Genomic DNA, 18324 nt, shown 5'->3' on the forward strand with positions numbered 1-18324 from the left:
TCACTCGATGCGGTCCGGCCAGGTCGCCACGTCGACCTTGTTGCCCGCGGCGTCGGCGAGCGTCCACCAATCGGGCGCGCGCCGGTCGTCGGCGATCCGGCCGCCGGCGGCGAGCGCCGCCGCCACGCGCGCTTCGCCCACCTCGGCCGGCACCGCGATGTCGATGTGGAACGCGTGCTGCAGGGCCTGGTGCCCATCGAGGTCCTGCACCCAGAACGACGGGCCCCGCCGCTGAGGGTCGACGAAGTCCTCCCGGCCGACTCGCTCGTACCCGAGGACCGCCTGCCAGAACGGCCTGATCCCCGCCTCGGGGTGCGAGGCGACCGCGACCTGGATGTGCTGCAGTCGTGTCGCTTCGGCGGGTGCGCCGAGCTCGCGCGCGACCTCCGAGATCCGCCTCGCCATGACCACGTCGTGGTCCGACACGTCCTCGATGTCCCGGGCCAGCCGTACCGTCACGCCGCCGGGGCGGAGATCGATCGCCGGCGGGTGCCGGTCGATCCCGTCGAGCGCGGCGATGGCCGAGACGAGCGACGCACCGTGCGCGAGCGACGTGGTCCGGAAGTGCGCGCACGGTCCGCTGAACAGCGTCCGCCAGTCCTCGAGTCCGGGTGCCTGCAGGAACCTCTGCCAGTCCTGTTCGGTCATCCCGGGATCCTACGCTCGGCGACGAGTGACGTCGACGGACGCCGAATCCTCCGATCACGTCGTCACCACCGGCCGCGTCGGGTCCGCACTCCAGTCCGACCAAGAACCGACGTAGAGCGCGACGTCCTCGCCGAGGTGCGAGAGCACGAGTGCCGCGTAGGCGGCGCTGATCCCGGCTCCGCAGTACACCGCGAGCTCATGACCGAGCGGCACCCCTGCATCGGCCAGTAGTGTGCGGAGCTCGTCCGGAGGCCGGACCAGACCATGCTCGTCGAGCGTCGCATCCGAGGGCAGGCCGATCGCGCCCGGCACGTGTCCCTTCGCGTATGCAGCGTTCGGCCGCGCGTCGAGCAGCGAGCCTGCCGCCCCGAACGCGGCCGCGGTCTCCGCGCCGATGGACGGCAGGGAGCCGGGCGCGAGGTCGATGTCACCCTCGATCGGCACGACGACGTCCGTGGCGACGGGGTGCCCCAGCCGCCGCCAGGCGCGCAGGCCACCGTCCATTAATCGGACCCGGTCGACGCCGGCCCATCGCAGCACCCACACGGCGCGCGCTGCCGAGATGCCGCTGCGGTCGTCGTAGACGACGACGTCGGAGTCCGTGCGGATGCCCCACCGACGCGCCGCCGCCTGCAACCGCCCGATCTCCGGAAGGGGGAACCGTCCGCCGCCACCCGACGCGTCGCCGGCGAGCTCGACCGGCAGGTCGACGAACACGGCGCCCGGCAGGTGGCCCACGGCGTAGTCATCGGGCAGGGCGCCCGTGCGCGGGTCGAACCGTACGTCGAGCAGCACTGGCGGCCGTGGACCATCCACCTTGGCGGCGAGCTCGCCGGCGCTGATCCAGAGTTCGGTCCATCGGCTCATGCCACGACCTCCTCGTCGATCCCCGCCCGTCGGTCGAGCTCGTGGAGGGCCCGGTAGACCTCCGCCTCGCGTTCGAGCAGGGACAGATCGCCGCGCGTGCGCGGCCGCGGTTCGTCGATCACGAACTCGCGGAAGATCCTTCCGGGTCGCGGCGACAGCAGAATGATGCGGTCGGCGAGGAACACCGCCTCCCCCACGTCGTGCGTGACGAACACGACGGTTCGCCGGTGCTGCTCCCAGAGTGCCAGGAGCTCCTCCTGGAGGCGGATCCGGGTGAGGTGATCGACCGCGCCGAACGGCTCGTCCATCAGGAGCACCTCGGGCTCGCTCGCCAGGACACGAGCGATCCCGACACGCTGCCGCATGCCGCCCGAGAGCTGGTGCGGGTAGGAGCGCTCGAACCCGGCGAGGCCGACGGCGGCGAGCTGCTCACGCGCCCGGGATCGTCGCTCGACTGCCGGGACGCCGCGGAGCTCGAGACCGAGCTCGACGTTGCGCTGCACGGTACGCCACGGGAAGAGGGAGGCATCCTGGAAGACGACACCGAGGCGGCGATCGGGGTGGGAGAGCACCTCGCCATCGAACAGGACCTCGCCGCCGCTCGGCTGCTGCAGGCCGGCGAGCAGCTCGAGCAGGGTGCTCTTGCCGCATCCGCTCGGCCCGAGCAGCACGACGAACTCGCCATCGCCGATCTCGAGCTCCACGGAGTCGACGGCCCGGACCGGGGGCGTGCCGGAATACTCCTTCGACACGCCCCGGACCTGGAACACGGGCGTCGTCATCCCTGCGTCTCGGGATAGGAGAACGGCTTCACGAACTCCTGGGGGATGAATCGCAGGTCGATGTACTGCTCGGCGTCGTAGTACTCGTCCTGATTGCCGACCTCGATCTCGATGCGCTGCGTCTCCCTGATCGCCTCGAAGTCGACGTCCGGGTTGGCGTCCCAGATGACGTCCTCGGCTTCGATCGCCTCGGCCACGGCCTCGGGGTCGATCGTGTCCAGCTGTTCCTGCAGCCACGGCAGGTACTCGTCGTAGTGCTCCTTGGCGTAGGTGTAGGACGTGAAGTACGCGCGGAGCGCCCGCTCGAGCAGGTCGGGATCGTCGGCGATGGTCGCGTCGCTCGCGATGAGCGCACCCGTGTGGTACGTCGGAAGGTAGTCCCAGCCCCGCGCGAGCGTCGTCGTCTCACCCTCGAGCTCCCCGAGGGAAGGGAAGGGCTGGTGGATGATCGACGCGTCCACCGTCCCCGCGAGGATCGCGCCGTACGCCTGGTCGTTGACGCCGGCGTTCACGAACGTCACGTCGTCTCGGCTCACGCCGTTCTCTTCGAGGATCGTGACGAGGTAGGTCTCCATGCTCGAACCGGCGCCGACGTTGTTGATGGTCTTGCCCTTCAGGTCCTCGATCGAGTCGATGCCGTCGCGGGCGATGAGCCAGAACGGTCCCTTGCTTCGGAAGGCCGAGCTGACGATCTTGATCGGCGAGCCGAGGGCAGCGGCACGCAGGTAGTTCGAGGTGGGGCCGAACGCGAGCGTGAGCTCGCCGGTGGCGACCCCGGTGACGGCGTCCTGCACCTGGGTGAACTCGACGTCGAGGCCCTCGTCGTCGAAGAAGCCCTGCTCCACGCCGAAGCGCAGCGGCAGTTGCGTGTAGCTCGTGCTGTCCTGGAGCACGAGTGTCTTGCGCTCGACGGACGCGCCGGCGTCCGAGGCGACGTCTGCTTCCGCGGGCGCGGAGCATCCGCTGAGCCCCGCGGCGACCAGGAGTGCTCCGCCGGCGAGCACGGCGGTGAGGCGGCGTGTGAGTGACATGGTTTCTCTTTCGATGGGTTGGTGGATCAGCGGACGTACTTCCACCGCAGGAGGACCTTCTTCTCGAGGAGGTCGACGGCGGCGATGATGAGCACCGAGAACACCGTGATGGCGATCACGAGCCCGAAGATGCTGGGGGTGTCGTACTTGCCGACGGCGGTGTTCAGCATGTTCCCGAGACCGGCCTTCGAGGCGATGATCTCGGCGAAGAGGGCGGCCACGAGCGCCGTACCCGCTTCGATGCGCAGCGCCGCGACGATCGTGGGCGAGGCGGACGGGAGGATGACCTTCGTGACGGTCTGCCAGCGATTCGCACGATTCGCGCGTGCCACCTTGAGATGGCCGTCCTGCACCTGACGGATGCCCGCCAGCGTGTTGAACACGAAGAGGAAGTAGCTGAACAGGAACACGATGGCGACCTTGTGCTCGATCCCGATACCGAGGTAGAGCGTCAGCAGCGGGATGATCGTCACCTTCGGCACCGCCATCGCGGCTGAGACGAACGGTCTGAGGAATCGTTCGATCGTCGTCGAGAGTCCCATGAGGACGCCGGTCCCGACCCCGAAGGCGAACCCGAGCGCGACGCCGAGCGCCGCCTCCCAGAGGGTGACGAGCAGGTTCCCGAACAGGTTGCCCCCGACCACGAGGTCGGGGAACGCGGCGACGATCTGGGTCGGCGAGGCGAGGTAGAGCGCCTTCACCGTGCCCGAGTCGACGGCCCACTGCATGAAGGCGAGCAGCGCGGCCACCACGATGAGCTGGGCCACGACGATCGCGATACCGCGACGCCGGGAACGCCGGGGCGGGCGGGCGGCGATCGACGGCACCTCGCCCTCGCCGAGAGCGTGCGACGCGCCCGCCCGGCGGGCCGGGTCGGCGACGTCGACGGATGCCGCGGGACGGGCCGTCGTCGTCGCGCTCACGACCGCACCGCCTCACGCCCGGCGAACCGGTTCGCCGGCACGGAGAGACCGAGGTGATCGCGGAACGTGCGGCCGCTGTACTCGGTGCGGAAGATGCCACGGCGTTGAAGTTCCGGTACGACCAGCCGAGCGAAGGCGTCGACCGAACCCGGAACGAAATCGGGGAACACGTTGAAGCCGTCGGCGGCGCCGGTCTCGAACCAGAGCTGGAGGTGGTCGGCGACCTCGACCGGGTTCCCGACCACGACGGCGCCCTGCCGGGCGATCCCATTGATGAGGTCGCGGTAGGTGATGGGCGCCTCGCCGCCGACGCGGCGCCGCGTCAGGGTGGTGATCCGGTCGAGGATTCGGCGGCCCTCGTCGTTCACCTCCTCGGCGAGCGACGCGGGCACGGCGGCATCCGCTTCGTTGCCTGTCACGTCGACTCCGATGACGCGGCTGACCGAGGCGAGGTTTCGCTTGAGCCCCTGGCCGAGTCCGCCGAAACGCACCGAATCGACGACGACATCCTCCGGGTCGAGCGGCAGCAGCGCGTTCAACTCGTCGTACACGGCCACCGCGTCAGCCGTCGTCTCGGCCACGATGACGCTGAGGCCGGGGAGGATGAGCACCTCGTCGGCGCGGCGTCCATGCACCGCCGCCCGGGACTTGATGTCGGCGTAGTACTCGCGTGCCGCTTCGATCGTCGCCTGCCCGGCGAAGACCACGTCGGCTTCACGCGCCGCGAGTTCGCGCGACCGCTCGGACGTGCCCGCGTGCAGCAGCACGACCTGACCCTGCGTCGGCCGCGCCACGTTCAACGGCCCGGCCACTCGGAAGTGCTCACCCACGTGGTCGATGGCGTGCACGCGCGAGGGGTCGATGAAGCGACCGGATCCCTGGTCGCGCACGAAGGCGTCCTCCTCCCAGCTGTCCCAAAGCGCGCGCACGACCTCGACGAACTCGTCGGCCCAGTCGTACCGCGCCTCGGCGTCCCAATGCTCGTCGCGGCTGTAGTTCGCGGCGGCCGCGGCATCCGCGCCCGTGACGAGGTTCCACGAGGCCCGTCCCCGGCTCAGGTGGTCGAGCGAGGCGGTGAGACGCGCGATCGTGAACGGATCGGAATAGGTCGGATTCGCCGTCACGACGATGCCGATGGAATCGGTGGCCGCCGCGATCGCGGACGCCGCGGTGAACGGCTCGAGCCGGCTCATCTGCGCCGGATTGGTGGCCGCGAGCGAGGGATCGGTCGCCAACCGGTCGCCGAGGAAGAGGAAGTCGAACTTCGCCGCCTCCGCGACCTGCGTGACGCGCTGGATGAACTCGATGTCATAGGCGCCGTCGGCCTTGGAGCCGGGGTAGCGCCATCCGGCGGTGTGCGTTCCCGTGGCCCAGAACATCAGGCCGAGGTGCAGCTGCCTGCGCCCGTGGTGGCTGGTGGTGTCGCTCATGGTGTGCTCCTCACGCTCGGGCTGCCGTCGGCGTCTCCGACGGCTCGCTGACGGTTCCGGCGTTCGTCCACCGGTTCTCTGGTCGTTCGAGGCCGAGGTGATCGCGCAGGGTCGCCCCGTCGTAGTCGGTACGGAAGAGACCACGGCGTTGGAGCTCGGGGACGACGAGATCGACGAAGGCATGCAATTGCTGGACGAGGAACGCCGACTGGATGTTGAACCCGTCCGATGCCTCTGACACGAACCATTCCTCGATGTAGTCGGCGATCTCGGCCGGCCCGCCGACGATGACGTGGCCGGCCACGATGTGGGCGTAGAGCAGGTCCCGCCAGGTCGTCGGGTCGTCGCCCGACACCGTCCGGCCGGTGCGCCGCGCGACGGTGCCGACGAGTTGGCGGCCGACGGGTCCGAACGTCGCGGCGGCCTCCGCGGTCACCGCGTCATCGAGCCCGTGGACCGTGGCGTCGTAGCCGATCCGCTGCGAGAGCGCGCCGAGGTTGCGCAGGCCGGGACCGTAGTCCTCCCGTCGTCCGAGCGTCTCGCTGTAGGCCCACTCCTCGGGTTCGCGACCGCCGAGTCGCACGTCGTCGTCGAGCAGGATCAGCGCGTTGAGCTCGTCGTACAACTGGCGGGCTCGCTCGGTGGTCTCGGCGACGATCGGCGTGAGGCCCGGCAGCACCGCGATGGTGGCCGGATCACGCCCTGCCTCTTCCGCCCGACGGCGGATGTCGGCGCGATAGCTGATGCCCTGTTCGACGGTCGCGGCGGCTGCGAAGAGCACGTCCGCCTCGCGACCGGCGAGCTGGCGCGAGCGCTCCGAGGTTCCGGCATGCAGCACCACCGGGTGTCCCTGCGGGGGTCGCGCCACATTGAGCGGACCGCGCACGTGGAATGCTGCTCCTTCGTGGTCGACCCGGTGGATCTTCGTCGCGTCGACGAAGACGCCCGTCTCCTTGTCGCGGATGAACGCGTCGTCCTCCCAGCTGTCCCAGAGTCCGCGGACGAGGCCCACGAACTCGTCCGCTCGGTCGTACCGTTCCGTCGCGTCGCCGTGCTGCTCGCGCGAGTAGTTCTGCGCCGCGCGCCCGTCGGCGCCGGTGACGATGTTCCACGAGGCCCGGCCGCGGGAGATGTGGTCGAGCGAGGCAGTGAGGCGAGCCAGGGTGAATGGCTCGTAGTAGGTGGGATTGGCCGTGACGACCAGGCCGATGCGGCTCGTCAGGGTGGCGAGGTACGCGGCGGTCGTGAAGGGCTCGATGCGCGCCAGCACCGAGGTGTTCGTGAGCTCGTACTCGACACCCGTCGCGAGCCGATCGCCGAAGAAGAAGAAGTCGAACTTCGCGGCCTCCGCGATCCGGGCCAGGCCGGCGATGTAGTCGGGATCGAATGCGCGGGAGTACTCCGCGCCGGGCCGGCGCCATCCGGCCGGGTGCGTGCCGTTCGCCCAGTACATGTACCCGAGGTGCAGCGTGCGCGCGCTCATGCTGCCGACTCCTCGGCGGTCGCCGTGACGGCGACCGATGCGACGGCCCCGGTCTCGCGACCCGGCGCACCGCTGAGATCCCCGGGCAGGATGCTGGCCAGCTCCGCGACTTCGTCGGACGTCGGCCGCCATTTCGACGCGGCCAGGTTGTCGTCGAGTTGCTCGGGCCTGGTGACGCCGGCGATCACGCTTGACACGGTCGGCTGCGCCAGCAGCCAGCCGATGGCCAAGGTGGTCTCCGTGACGCCGCGCTCGCGCGCGAACTCGCGATACCTTTCGAGTGCCTCCCACGGTGCCTTCTCGAAGAGGTGCGCCTTGAGGTTCGTGATCTTGGCACCCACTGGCGCGGCATCCGCCCGGTACTTCCCGGTGAGCAGTCCGTTCTGCAACGGGAAGTAGGGGAAGAATCCGATGCCGTACGACGCCAGCGCCGGCAGCAGCTCGCGCTCGGGCTCACGCCACAACAGGCTGTACTCGTTCGTCGCCGAGATGAAGCGGGTCGACCCGGTCGCCCGCGCCACATGCTCGGCCTCGGCGACCTGCCACGCGGCAAGATTCGAGCTGCCCGCATAGAGGATCTTCCCCTCGCGCACGAGGCCGTCGAGCGTCGCGAGCGTTTCGTCGATCGGCGTCGACGGGTCGGGTACGTGGATCTGGTAGAGGTCGAGGTACTCGGTGCGGAGCCGACGGAGCGATCCCTCCACGGCGCGACGGATGTAGCCGCGGGAGCCGCGGGCCCGCCAGTCGGCCCCATTGAGTCCTCGCACTGGGACGCCGAACTTCGAACCGATGACGACTTCGTCGCGACGCCCTCCGAGCGCTGCACCGAGGATCGATTCGCTCTGGCCGGGCTCATCGCCGTACGCGTCGGCCACGTCGAAATAGGTGATGCCGAGTTCCAGCGCGCGACCCACGATCGCGTCGGCCGCGGCCTGGCTCGTTGCGGCCATTCCCGAGCGGCCGAACGTACTCGCGCCGACGCCTACCTCGGAGACGACCAGGCCCGATCGGCCCACCGTCCTGTATCCATTCGCTGTCATGCGGGAGACGCTATGACGAGCCAGACGCCTCCGACGTACACGGTTTCGAGATGAGTCGCCCGGCTTCACAGTTCGTCAGATCCGCTCGACGAAGGCAGTTCTGCGCCGATTCCGAGTCGAACCGTGACGGTGTCGCATGACGGTCCATGTCCCAAGCCGGTTCTTCTCCACCGCGCACGACGCAGCGACCAGTGCTGCTCGTGGATCAAGGCTGCGAACGACGACCCCTCAGGCGTCGACGGCGGGGTGACGTGGGACGATCCGTCCCACGTCACCATGCGCCGTCACCACGTGGACACGTACTCCGACGCGGGCGTGACCGTGCTGCGGATCACCGGGACGCCGCGTGATACTGCCTGGCCGATTCGGTCGACGAGTGCGGGTGACTCGATCCGATAGTCGACGAAGTCGCCGTCGCTCGCGTAGACGCCGAGCGGGAGCGTGATCGCCTGGAAGAATGAGAACAGTGGCCGGAACTGGTGCTCGATGATCAAGGCGTGGCGATCGGAGCCGCCCGTCGCGGCGAGCAGCACGGGCGTATCGATGAGCGCGTACTGCCCGACGAAGTCGAAGACGTGCTTGAACAGTCCGGTGAACGACGCCCGGTAGACCGGGCTCGCGACGATGAGGAGCGTCGCCGACTCGATGCGGCGCAGCGCCTCTTCGGCCGCCGGCCGCAGTTCCGACCGGTGCAGCGCACCCGAGAAGTCTCGACCCACCTCCGACAGCTCGATGAGGTGGGTCTCGATCTCGAGGTCCTTCCCGCTTCCGACGCTCAGAGCGGCGACGAACGCGTCGAGGATCTCGCGAGCCAGGACCGTGGTCTTCGAGGGGGCATGCAGGCTCCCGGAGACGGCGACGATGGAGATGACGTTCGGCATGAGCCGACGGTAGACCGGCGAGTCCGCGATCCGAACCCCGCCGTTCGCGGCGGGTAAGACGCGACATGCTTCGTCAGACGAACCCGCATACGGCCGCGCTCATGTCCCGAGATGACGCGTCGTTGCGCCGCGTGTCGACACATTCCCGGCTGTGACGCGAATGCGACCCGCTGCCGGACATTCGGCCTAGCGTCCCTCGAGAGGAGGGAACGCATGGGACGACTCATCATCGGCGCCATGGTGCGAACCATCGGCGCCCACCCGGCCGGTTGGCGCCTGCCGGGCGCCCACCGCGACCCGAAGCGGGACGCCGCGGCACTGCGGCACACGGCCCGCGTCGCCGAGGAGGCCCGCCTCGACTACCTGTTCTTCGGTGAACGCCGTGTGGAATCGCAATCGGTGGAGCACCGCGAGCCCCACCTGGTCGCCCGCGTCGAATCGTTGAGCGCCGTCACCTACCTCGCCGGCCTGACCGAGCACATCGGCCTCGTCGGCTCGGCCGACACGAACTACGCCGAGCCGTACGCGCTCGCGCGGCAGACCGCCTCGCTCGATCTGCTGAGCGGCGGTCGCGCCGGGATCAACCTCGTCACGGACATCGACCCCTCGCGCGCCTCGGGCGAACTCGCGTCGGACGCGGCCACCGCCGTGCGATACGACCGCGCCACCGAGTTCGAGACGGTGCTGCGGCGCCTGTGGGATTCCGTCGGGGATCACGCGATCGTCGCCGATCCGCAGTCCGGCGTCTTCGTCGACACCGCATCGCTGCACGCACCCGGCTTCCGCGGCACACACTTCGAGCAGCGGCGCCCGCTCGACGTGCCGCGCCCGGTCCAGGGCCACCTGCCGGTCTTCCACTCAGGGTCGTCCCCGAGGTCTCGTCTGTATGCGGCACTGAACGCCGATGTCGCCGTGGTGGCCGTTCGCGGCCTCGCTCACGCGGCAGCGATTCGCGCGGAACTGCGTTCGCTCGCGTTCGAGTCCGGGCGAGACGATCGGACCTTGAGCGTCGTCGCGCCGGTCCTGCCGATCGTCGGCGAGTCCATGGACCACGCGCAGCACCTGGCGGACCGGCTCAGCTCCCTCGTCCGCGTCGCCGACGACTGGCTCGAAGGCCCGCCGCCGGGATTTCCTGATGAGCGTTCCCTCGTCGGACTCTCGCGACTGGTCGGCATCGATCTCCGCGGCGCCGATCCGGACGGCGCGGTGACAGCACAGTTGGCCTCGCGTTTCACGTCGGCAGGACAGGAGCTGGTCGAGCTCGTCATCACCCGGACCGGTCGTCGGCCCGGCGGTGATCCAGCAGTCACGTTCCGCCACCTCATCGCCGCGGCATCCGTGAACCTGGCGATCATGGTCGGCACACCCTCGGGAATCGCCGAGCAGTTCGCCACCTGGCACGACGCCGGCGCGGTCGACGGCTTCAACGTCCTCTCCGCAACCCATCCCGCCCAACTCGAGGCGTTCGCGTCGGGCGTGGTTCCCGAGCTCCAGCGCCTCGGGGTCTTCCCGAGCGAGTACGAGGGCACGACGTTGCGCGATCACCTGGGACTCGAGCGGCCCGACAACGTCCATCGGTCGGCATCGGATCCGCGGTTCCCGCCGATCTACCGTCGCGATCCCGCGGCGCGTACCGCCTGACAGGACGGGACGGGGCCAGTCATGGATGCTTCGTTCGATACTCCGGCTGCTCTGGGAATGCGTCCGAGTCGCATACTCGCGGCACCACAAAACAGCCGTTGATCAGGCATTCATCGAGCGGAGACGGCGGGATTTGAACCCGCGGTCCCCTTACGGGGACTCCACCTTAGCAGGGTGGTGCACTCGACCGGACTATGCGACGTCTCCTCGCGAACGCCCGAAGGCCAACGCGACTGCCATCATAACCGGCATCCGTTCGAAAGACGATTCGAGCAGCCGGATGCCGCGACGACGCGCCTACTGGTCGGCGAGGGTGCGGCCCGCCGAGCAGCGCGTCTCGGCCGCCGTCTGGCCCGTGACGTCGCTCGGCAGCGCCTGCTCGGTGGGCGCGGGCGCCTCGGTGGCGGGCGTCTCGGCGGGCACGTCGGCCGGCGTCTCTGGCTCGACGGCCGCCGCGTTCGGGTCGGCCGCCGACGCGAAGTCGTTGTCCTCGAGCGCGGTGGGGTCGAGCGTCATGGGCAGGTCCTGCTGGAGCGCCAGGTTGACGGACTCGGCCGAGTCGGTCGGCATGACGGCGGACCAGTCGTCCGAGTAGGCCGTCGGGTACTGCACGAAGGCGATCTTCGAGAGGTCGATGTCCTTCGCGGCCTTCGCGATCGACACCATCATGGTGGGGTCGGCGAGCGTCGACGAGAGCTGCATGTTGTCGAGCGCGGCCTTGGCGATCGAGTAGAGCTTCACCGGATCGGTGAGCGTGCCCTCGGACTGCAGCTCGCGCGCGAGCGCCGACATGAACACCTGCTGGTTCGAGATGCGGCCGAGGTCGGAGCCGTCGCCGACGCCGTAGCGGGTGCGGAGGAACTGCAGCGCCTGCAGGCCCTTGAGTTCGTGGGTTCCGGCCTCGAGGTAGAGGTCGGTGTTCGCGTCCTCGATGGGCTCGGCCACGCAGACCGAGACGCCGCCCACCGCCTCGGAGATCGCCGCCGCGCCCATGAACTGGACGATCCCCGCGAACGGGATGGTGAGGCCCGTGAGCTCGCCGATGGTCTTGACCACGCACGGCATGCCGCCGTACGCGAGCACCGAGTTGATCTTGACGTCGTACTGTTCCCAGAGCTCCTCGCCTGAAGCGGGGTCGGTGCAGCCGGCGGGCACGTCGACGAGCATGTCGCGGGGGAAGCTGATGACCTCGGCGTGCGAGTGGTCCTCCGAGATGTGCAGGAGCAGGTTCACGTCGTTGAGCACGGCGGTCTCCTCGTCGGGATCGCCGAAGCCGTCGCCCTGACCGGCGCGGCTGTCGCTGCCGATGACGAGCAGGTTCACGCCGCCGTCGATGGCGCCCACGTCGGGCACGCCGTCGAGCACCGACTCGTTGCCCAGCGACACGGTCGGCTTCGCGGTGGCGGCGAGATCGAACGCGGCGTACGCGGCGACCGCAGTGCCCGAAGCGAGGACGACCGCGAGCACTGAGGCGGCGGCCTTGGCCACGGTGGCCCAGACGCCGTTGCTGCGAAGGCGGCCGTGGCGGGCGATCGCCGGGGAGTCGTCGGATCGGGGAGTCGGCTGAGACGCTCGGCTCACTCGGTCTGCTCCTCTCTCGTCGGTCTCTCGCGCGGTGCGGAGGGCGTGGGATTCGAACCCACGAGGCATTGCTGCCCACTGGTTTTCAAGACCAGCTCCATCGGCCGCTCGGACAGCCCTCCTCGCCCGGCACGGCGACGGTCCGCGTGGTGCGGCGCGTCGACGGGCTGGGCAGGCCCCGATTCTAGCCGAAGCACCTCTCAGACAGGCTTTCACGAGTCGCCTGAAAGGGCGCTGAGCCGGATGGCGCGGCGCGCGCGCCCGGTCAGGTCAGCCGGCGTTCGCCGCGGCGCACCTGACCTCCTCCGCCGTCTGCCCGGTGACGTCACCGGGCAGGGCCTCGGCCGCCGGAGTCGGCGCGGTCGAGGGGGTCGGCGGCGGCGTCGCACCGGCGGACGGCGGTGTCGACGGGGTCGCGGTCGGGGTCGGCGCCGCGGTCGGGGCGGGCGCCTCGGGCTCGACGGTGCCGAACGACGAGCCGCCCGTGGCGGTGGGGTTGAACGAGACCGGCACGTCGCGCTGGAGCGCCGACGCGACCACCCGGGCCGATTCGCTGGGCTCGACGGCGCTGAAGTCCCACGTGTACGCGGTCGGGTACTGGATGAACGCGATCTTGTCGAGGTCGATGGCCTGCATCGCCCTCGCGACCGACACGAGCCGCCCGGCATCGCGCAGGCCCTGCGAGAGCGTCATGTTGGCCAGCACCGCCTTGGCGATCGCGTAGAGCTTGATCGGATTGCTGAGCGTGCCGGTCGACTGCAGCGTGCGGGCGAGCGACGCGAGGAACGTCTGCTGGATCGAGATGCGGCCGAGGTCGCTGCCGTCGCCGACGGCATGGCGGGTCCGCAGGAACGCGAGCGCCTGGTATCCCGTGATCGAGTGGGTGCCGGCCGCGAGGTTCAGGCCCGAGTACGGATCCTCGACCGGGTCGACGAGGCAGACCTCGACGCCGCCGACCGCCTCGGCGAGCGCCGCGACCCCGTCGAACTCCACGATCCCGCCCACCGGGATCGTGATGCCGAGCATCTGCTCGAGCGTCGACGCGATGCAGGCGAACCCGCCGTCCTTCAGGATCGTGTTGAGCTTCACGCCGAACCGCGCGCCGTACCCCTCGGTCGACCCGTCCGGGCTCGGGCACGCGGGCACGTCGACGATCATGTCGCGCGGGAAGCTGACCACCTCGACGTGCGAGTGGTCCTCGGCGATGTGCACCAGCATCGTCACGTCGTTGAGGGTCGCGGAATCGATGTCGGGATCGCCGAACGCGCCGCTGGCGGGTCGCTTGTCGCTGCCGACGAGCAGGAAGTTGAGGCCGCCCTCCATCGCCCCGATGTCGGGCACGTCCTCGAGCACCTCCTCGCTCTCGAGCTGGACCGGCGGCTTGATCTCGCGGACGACGTCGATCACCGCGAACCCCCCGATCGCCGCGCCGCTGAGGGCGAGCACGGCCACGACGGCGCCGAAGCCCTTCCCGACCGTGCGCCCGGTGCCGTGGCGTACGAGACGGCCGTGCCGGGCCGGCGGCAGGGATGCCTCGGTGAGCACGGGCGCGGGGAGCGAACCGGTCGACGGCGCTGGCGGCACCAGCATCAGCGGCTCGGGAAGCGGACCCTCCGTCGAGGCGCCCTGCTCGACCGCATCCGCGAGTGCATGGTCACGAGACGCACCGTCGTCGTCCGGCGCGTCCTCGTCCGGTTCCGACCCCGATCCGATCACGCCCTCCCCCTGGCGCGATCCTACTCGCCGACCTCCTGATCAGATGGGAGGAACGTCCCGCGACGCACCGCAGCGGATCAGGGCAGCGAGTCGAGCACCGGGGCGAGGCCCGCCTCGTCGATCGTGCCGGTGCGCTCGGCGGCCGCCTCGACCACCTCGGCCGGTGCCTGTCCCATCGCGACGGCGCGCCCGGCGGCACGCGCCCAGTGGAACATCTCGATGTCGTTCCGCCCGTCGCCCACGGCGATCACGCGCTGCAGCGGAAGCCCCATCCAGCCGCGCACGCGCTCGAGCGCGGTCGCCTTGTTCACGCCGTCGGGGGCGATGTCGAGCCACGCCGTCCATCCGATGGCGTAGCTGACGTGGTTCAGTCCCATCTGCTCGACGACGCGGAAGAACTCGTCGAGTTCGTGGTCGACCGAGGTCGCGACGATCCGGATGGCGCGCTGCCCGAGCAGTTCGTCGAACTCGACCAGGCGGGCTCGCTCGAGGTTCCAGTCGGTCATGCCCTCGGTGTACAGCCGGAAGCCGTCCTCGAGCTCCAGGAGGAAGCGACCGCTCGGGAGTTCCTCGCGGATCTGCCGGAGCACGGGCGTCGCGTCGAACGTCTCGACGTGCTCGCGCACCCACCCGTCGGGCGCGGAAGGATCGCGGCGCATCGTCATGGCACCGTTCGCGCACACGACGTAGTCGGGCTCGAGCTCGAGGTGCTCGAGCACCGGCCTGGTGGTCGCCCACGAGCGGCCGGTCGCGAGCGTCACGAGGTGACCTCGGGCGACGGCGGATGCCACGGCGTCGGCCACGCGCGGGTCGATCGACTCGTCCTCGTGCATGACCGTGCCATCCACGTCGAGCGCCACGAACCAGCGGTCGGCGTCGGGCACCCGGGCCGGCCGCGACACCGCGCCGGAGCCGCCCGCTCGAACGTCGCCCTGCGGCATCCGCTCGCTCATCGCTCGACGGGGCGGAGCACCTCGAGGCCGCCGAGGTAGCCGCGGAGCGCCTCGGGCACGATGACCGAACCGTCCTCCTGCTGGTGCGTCTCGAGGATCGCGACGATCCAGCGCGTGGTGGCGAGCGTGCCGTTCAGCGTCGCGACCGGCGCCGTCTTTCCGCTCTCGGTGCGGTGGCGGATGTCGAGGCGACGCGCCTGGAACGTCGTGCAGTTCGAAGTCGACGTGAGCTCGCGGTACGCCTGCTGCGTCGGCACCCAGGCCTCGATGTCGTACTTGCGGGCCGCGCTCGAGCCGAGGTCGCCCGCGGCGACGTCGATCACGCGGTAGGCCAGGCCGAGGGCCTGCAGCATCTCCTCCTGCCAGGCGAGCAGCCGCTCGTGCTCGACCTCGGCGTCGGCGGGGTCGACGTACGAGAACATCTCGAGCTTGTCGAACTGGTGCACGCGGATGATGCCGCGCGTGTCCTTGCCGTGGCTGCCGGCCTCGCGGCGGTAGCACGTCGACCAGCCGGCGTAGCGGATGGGGCCGTTCGAGAGGTCCAGGATCTCGTCGGAGTGGTAGCCGGCGAGCGCGACCTCGCTCGTGCCCACGAGGTAGAGGTCGTCGGCGGGCAGGTGGTAGACCTCCTCGGAGTGCGCGCCGAGGAATCCGGTGCCCTGCATGATCTCGGGCCGCACGAGCGTCGGGGTGATCAGCGGCGTGAAGCCGTTGGCGATCGCCTTGTCGAGGGCCATGTTCATGAGCGCGAGCTCGAGCCGCGCGCCGACGCCCTTCAGGAAATGGAAGCGGGCGCCCGACACCTTGGCCCCGCGCGCCATGTCGATCGCGTCGAGCAGCTCGCCGATCTCGAGGTGATCGCGCGGCTCGAAGCCGAAAGCCGGGATCTCGCCAACCTCGCGCAGCACGTCGAAGTCGTCCTCGCCGCCGGCGGGCACGCCCTCGATGACGACGTTGCCGAGTCGCTGCACGGCGGTGGTGAACGCCTCTTCGGCGGCCGTGGCCTCCGCATTGGCCTGCTTGACCTTCGCCGCGAGCTCCTGCGCCTGCGCGACCAGCGCGGCCTTCTCGTCCTTCGGGGCCTTCGCGACCTGCTTGCCGAAGGCGTTCTGCTCGGCGCGCAGCGTCTCGAACGACGAGATGGCGGTGCGTCGTGCGGCGTCGGCGGCGACCGCGTCGTCGACGAGCGTGGCGGACTCCCCGCGCACCTCCTGCGAGCGCTTGACCAGGTCGGGGTTCTCGCGGAGCAGTACGGGGTCGATCACCCGAGCAAGTCTAGGGCGTGCCATCCCATGCCCGACCGAGCGCCGTCGCGCAACCCGCCTGCCCGCAGGGGCGCATGCCCTAGATTCGACGCATGGACGCGGGCAGCGAAGGGCAGACGGATGCAGGCGGCGGGGGCAAGCGCGCCGCCGTCATCTTCAATCCGGTGAAGCAGGGCGTCGACGAGCTGCGCGCCGCGGTGTCCGAGATCGAGTCCGAGCAGGGCTACGGACCCACGCTCTGGATCGAGACGACCGAGGAGGACCCCGGCGCCGGCCAGGCGCGGGAGGCGGTCGAGGAGCAGGTCGACCTCATCATCTCGGCGGGTGGCGACGGCACGGTGCGCGCAGTCGCCGAGGGCCTCGACGGCGCCTCCATCCCCGTGGGCCTGATCCCGCTCGGAACGGGCAACCTGTTCGCACGCAACCTCGACATCCCCGTCAACGACATCCCCGGCGCGGTGGCGCTGGCCTTCACGGGGGCGGACCGCAAGGTCGACGTGCTACGGGCGCGCGTACGGCGGCCCGACGGCAAGACCGAGTCCGAGGTGTCGCTCGTCATGAGCGGCATCGGCTTCGACGCGGCGATGATCGCCAACACCGATCCCGACCTGAAGAAGCGGGTCGGATGGCTCGCCTACGTCGACGCCGGGATCCGCGCCATCCCGAACTCCGCGCCGTTCCGCGTCGCGCACCGCATGGACGACGGGCGCACGCACCGGTCGCGCGTGGCGAGCGTGCTCATCGCGAACCTCGGCTACCTGCCCGGCAACCTCGAGCTCATCCCCGACGCGGCGATCGACGACGGCCAGCTCGACGTCGTGCGGCTGCAGCCCCGCAACTTCTGGGGCTGGCTCATGGTCTGGCGCAAGATCGCGTGGGAGAACCGCGTGCTGCGCAAGACCGCGCTCGGCCGCCAGCTGATCGACCTGACCGGCGGCAACAAGCGACGCGAGGTCGTCTACTCGAGCGGCCAGTCGATCGACGTCGTCATCGACGGCGAGCCGCAGGAGTTCGAGATCGACGGCGAGGAGATGGGCGTGATCACGGCCGCCCGATTCGTGGTCGACGCGAGGGCGCTCACGGTGCGGGTCACGGAGCCGCCGAAGGACAAGCCGGCCGACGAGCCCGCTACGGACGATCCGAAGGAGGTCGTCGAGGAGTAGGCGACCCCTCGGCTGCACCGGCTGCCGCCCGGGCGCGCCGCAGCGCCGCGGCCCGCGCGCCGATCACGAGCGGAAGGCCGACCAGCGCTCCGACGAGCGCCGCCGTGACGGCGGGGCTCACCAGGTACGTCATGAAGAACACGATCTCCGCTGCGCGCTGTTCCTCGCTCGACTGGACGACGCCCTCGAACGTGGACGTGGCATCCACGAATCCCGTCATCATGCGCCACAGCATGACCGCGGCCGCCAGGGCGAGGACCGCCAGTGCGATGACCGATCGATCGAGCACGGCCCGGATCATGATGGACCGCCGCTCCCATCGGCCACCGGCACGCCGATCCTCCCGGCTCGGCGGAGTCCGTCGACGACGAGCAGCGCGACCATCCCGAGGAGTCCGGTCGAGAGGAGGCTCGGGGCGACGAACTGGGCGAGCGTCCGCACCAGGAGCTCGACCTCGCCGCCGCCCGGGATTCCGAACGGGTCCTCCACCGAGATGAGCGACCAGACGAGCCCGGCGCCGATCAGCGTCGCCGCGATCGCGATCGCCCAGGCGACGCCGAGGGCGACGCGGATGATCCGTGCGGCATCGCGACGACCCTCCACGTCGACCGGCGGCAGCGACGGCGCGGTGGTCCAGGGGATCGGCGCCGATGGGTCCACTCCGGCGGGCGCGGGCGCGGGCGCGGGCGCGGGCGCGGGCGCGGACGCGGACGCGGGCTCGGGCTCGGGCTCGGGCTCGGCTTCGGGATACGGATCGTCGGCGGATGCGGGCGGTGGGCTCGACATGACTGGATCCTGGGGCGGATCCGCCCGGCCCGCCACGGGCTCGTCGGGCGCCGCGGGATCATCCGGCGCCGAGCCATCCGACTCGCCCGGCGCCCAACCGCGCTGGTAGCGCGCGTCGTACCGCGGATCGAAAT

Annotated in this window: 17 protein-coding genes and 2 tRNA genes; 2 read left to right on the forward strand and 17 right to left on the reverse strand. The window is 70.3% G+C overall.

Annotation, left to right across the window (positions count from 1 at the left end; all coding sequences use genetic code 11):
• The 9 genes from ACFQ58_RS00655 to msuE all read right to left on the reverse strand — a co-directional run bounded on the left by ACFQ58_RS00655 (position 1) and on the right by msuE (position 9085).
• A complete protein-coding gene (locus ACFQ58_RS00655; protein ID WP_376948517.1) occupies positions 1-648 on the reverse strand; it encodes a VOC family protein in 648 nt (215 codons plus the stop codon).
• Between the two features lie 54 nt (positions 649-702).
• Positions 703-1515: a sulfurtransferase gene (locus tag ACFQ58_RS00660; protein WP_376948519.1), complete on the reverse strand. Its 813-nt coding sequence runs from the start codon at positions 1513-1515 to the stop codon at positions 703-705.
• Positions 1512-2297, reverse strand: coding sequence for an ABC transporter ATP-binding protein (locus ACFQ58_RS00665; RefSeq protein WP_376948521.1), 786 nt, complete (start codon positions 2295-2297; stop codon positions 1512-1514). The genes ACFQ58_RS00660 and ACFQ58_RS00665 overlap by 4 nt, the downstream gene beginning before the upstream one ends.
• On the reverse strand, positions 2294-3328 hold the full coding sequence (locus ACFQ58_RS00670) for an ABC transporter substrate-binding protein (protein ID WP_376948522.1): 1035 nt from the start codon (positions 3326-3328) through the stop codon (positions 2294-2296). The genes ACFQ58_RS00665 and ACFQ58_RS00670 overlap by 4 nt, the downstream gene beginning before the upstream one ends.
• Positions 3329-3354: 26 nt before the next feature.
• A complete protein-coding gene (locus tag ACFQ58_RS00675) occupies positions 3355-4251 on the reverse strand; it encodes an ABC transporter permease (protein ID WP_376948524.1) in 897 nt (298 codons plus the stop codon).
• Complete coding sequence (locus ACFQ58_RS00680; protein ID WP_376948526.1) at positions 4248-5681, reverse strand: NtaA/DmoA family FMN-dependent monooxygenase; 1434 nt, start codon at positions 5679-5681, stop codon at positions 4248-4250. The genes ACFQ58_RS00675 and ACFQ58_RS00680 overlap by 4 nt, the downstream gene beginning before the upstream one ends.
• 10 nt (positions 5682-5691) lie before the next feature.
• On the reverse strand, positions 5692-7164 hold the full coding sequence (locus tag ACFQ58_RS00685; protein WP_376948528.1) for an NtaA/DmoA family FMN-dependent monooxygenase: 1473 nt from the start codon (positions 7162-7164) through the stop codon (positions 5692-5694).
• Positions 7161-8204 carry an aldo/keto reductase gene (locus ACFQ58_RS00690; RefSeq protein WP_376948530.1) on the reverse strand — a complete coding sequence of 348 codons (1044 nt, stop codon included), beginning with the start codon at positions 8202-8204 and terminating at the stop codon, positions 7161-7163. The genes ACFQ58_RS00685 and ACFQ58_RS00690 overlap by 4 nt, the downstream gene beginning before the upstream one ends.
• Before the next feature lie 284 nt (positions 8205-8488).
• Positions 8489-9085, reverse strand: a complete 597-nt coding sequence (gene msuE, locus ACFQ58_RS00695; protein WP_376948532.1) for an FMN reductase — start codon at positions 9083-9085, stop codon at positions 8489-8491.
• 213 nt (positions 9086-9298) lie between these two features.
• On the opposite strand from msuE, the gene ACFQ58_RS00700 reads away from it, so the two are divergent.
• On the forward strand, positions 9299-10726 hold the full coding sequence (locus ACFQ58_RS00700) for an NtaA/DmoA family FMN-dependent monooxygenase (RefSeq protein ID WP_376948534.1): 1428 nt from the start codon (positions 9299-9301) through the stop codon (positions 10724-10726).
• Between the two features lie 118 nt (positions 10727-10844).
• Here the strand turns inward: ACFQ58_RS00700 and ACFQ58_RS00705 are convergent.
• From ACFQ58_RS00705 to serS, 6 genes are all read right to left on the reverse strand, one after another.
• Positions 10845-10933: transfer RNA gene (locus ACFQ58_RS00705), tRNA-Ser, on the reverse strand.
• Between the two features lie 90 nt (positions 10934-11023).
• A complete protein-coding gene (locus tag ACFQ58_RS00710) occupies positions 11024-12307 on the reverse strand; it encodes an LCP family protein (protein WP_376948536.1) in 1284 nt (427 codons plus the stop codon).
• Positions 12308-12344: 37 nt separating this feature from the next.
• Positions 12345-12429, reverse strand: a tRNA-Ser gene (locus ACFQ58_RS00715).
• 148 nt (positions 12430-12577) lie between these two features.
• Positions 12578-14023, reverse strand: a complete 1446-nt coding sequence (locus ACFQ58_RS00720; RefSeq protein ID WP_376948538.1) for an LCP family protein — start codon at positions 14021-14023, stop codon at positions 12578-12580.
• Between the two features lie 77 nt (positions 14024-14100).
• Positions 14101-14976 (reverse strand): HAD family hydrolase, encoded by an 876-nt coding sequence (locus tag ACFQ58_RS00725; protein ID WP_376948540.1) that lies wholly within the window; start codon positions 14974-14976, stop codon positions 14101-14103.
• Complete coding sequence (serS, locus tag ACFQ58_RS00730; RefSeq protein ID WP_376948542.1) at positions 14973-16241, reverse strand: serine--tRNA ligase; 1269 nt, start codon at positions 16239-16241, stop codon at positions 14973-14975. The genes ACFQ58_RS00725 and serS overlap by 4 nt, the downstream gene beginning before the upstream one ends.
• A 92-nt stretch (positions 16242-16333) precedes the next feature.
• Here serS and ACFQ58_RS00735 point away from each other — a divergent pair, with 92 nt between their 5' ends.
• The gene (locus tag ACFQ58_RS00735; protein ID WP_376948544.1) at positions 16334-17404 is read left to right on the forward strand and encodes a diacylglycerol/lipid kinase family protein; all 1071 of its coding nucleotides are present in this window, start codon (positions 16334-16336) and stop codon (positions 17402-17404) included.
• Here ACFQ58_RS00735 and ACFQ58_RS00740 read toward each other — a convergent pair.
• Complete coding sequence (locus tag ACFQ58_RS00740; protein ID WP_376948546.1) at positions 17370-17693, reverse strand: hypothetical protein; 324 nt, start codon at positions 17691-17693, stop codon at positions 17370-17372. The genes ACFQ58_RS00735 and ACFQ58_RS00740 overlap by 35 nt on opposite strands.
• Positions 17694-17701: 8 nt before the next feature.
• Positions 17702-18190: a hypothetical protein gene (locus ACFQ58_RS00745; RefSeq protein ID WP_376948548.1), complete on the reverse strand. Its 489-nt coding sequence runs from the start codon at positions 18188-18190 to the stop codon at positions 17702-17704.
• Between the last annotated feature and the right edge of the window lie 134 nt (positions 18191-18324).

Origin of the sequence: Agromyces sp. NPDC056523 (genome assembly GCF_042794545.1) — a bacterium.
Lineage (GTDB): Bacteria > Actinomycetota > Actinomycetes > Actinomycetales > Microbacteriaceae > Agromyces.

Coding starts and splice junctions, on each gene's coding strand:
- ACFQ58_RS00655 (WP_376948517.1), bottom strand. CDS start 648: ATGACCGAACAGGACTGGCAGAGGTTCCTGCAGGCACCCGGACTCGAG.
- ACFQ58_RS00660 (WP_376948519.1), bottom strand. CDS start 1,515: ATGAGCCGATGGACCGAACTCTGGATCAGCGCCGGCGAGCTCGCCGCC.
- ACFQ58_RS00665 (WP_376948521.1), bottom strand. CDS start 2,297: ATGACGACGCCCGTGTTCCAGGTCCGGGGCGTGTCGAAGGAGTATTCC.
- ACFQ58_RS00670 (WP_376948522.1), bottom strand. CDS start 3,328: ATGTCACTCACACGCCGCCTCACCGCCGTGCTCGCCGGCGGAGCACTC.
- ACFQ58_RS00680 (WP_376948526.1), bottom strand. CDS start 5,681: ATGAGCGACACCACCAGCCACCACGGGCGCAGGCAGCTGCACCTCGGC.
- ACFQ58_RS00685 (WP_376948528.1), bottom strand. CDS start 7,164: ATGAGCGCGCGCACGCTGCACCTCGGGTACATGTACTGGGCGAACGGC.
- ACFQ58_RS00690 (WP_376948530.1), bottom strand. CDS start 8,204: ATGACAGCGAATGGATACAGGACGGTGGGCCGATCGGGCCTGGTCGTC.
- msuE (WP_376948532.1), bottom strand. CDS start 9,085: ATGCCGAACGTCATCTCCATCGTCGCCGTCTCCGGGAGCCTGCATGCC.
- ACFQ58_RS00700 (WP_376948534.1), top strand. CDS start 9,299: ATGGGACGACTCATCATCGGCGCCATGGTGCGAACCATCGGCGCCCAC.
- ACFQ58_RS00725 (WP_376948540.1), bottom strand. CDS start 14,976: ATGAGCGAGCGGATGCCGCAGGGCGACGTTCGAGCGGGCGGCTCCGGC.
- ACFQ58_RS00735 (WP_376948544.1), top strand. CDS start 16,334: ATGGACGCGGGCAGCGAAGGGCAGACGGATGCAGGCGGCGGGGGCAAG.
- ACFQ58_RS00745 (WP_376948548.1), bottom strand. CDS start 18,190: ATGTCGAGCCCACCGCCCGCATCCGCCGACGATCCGTATCCCGAAGCC.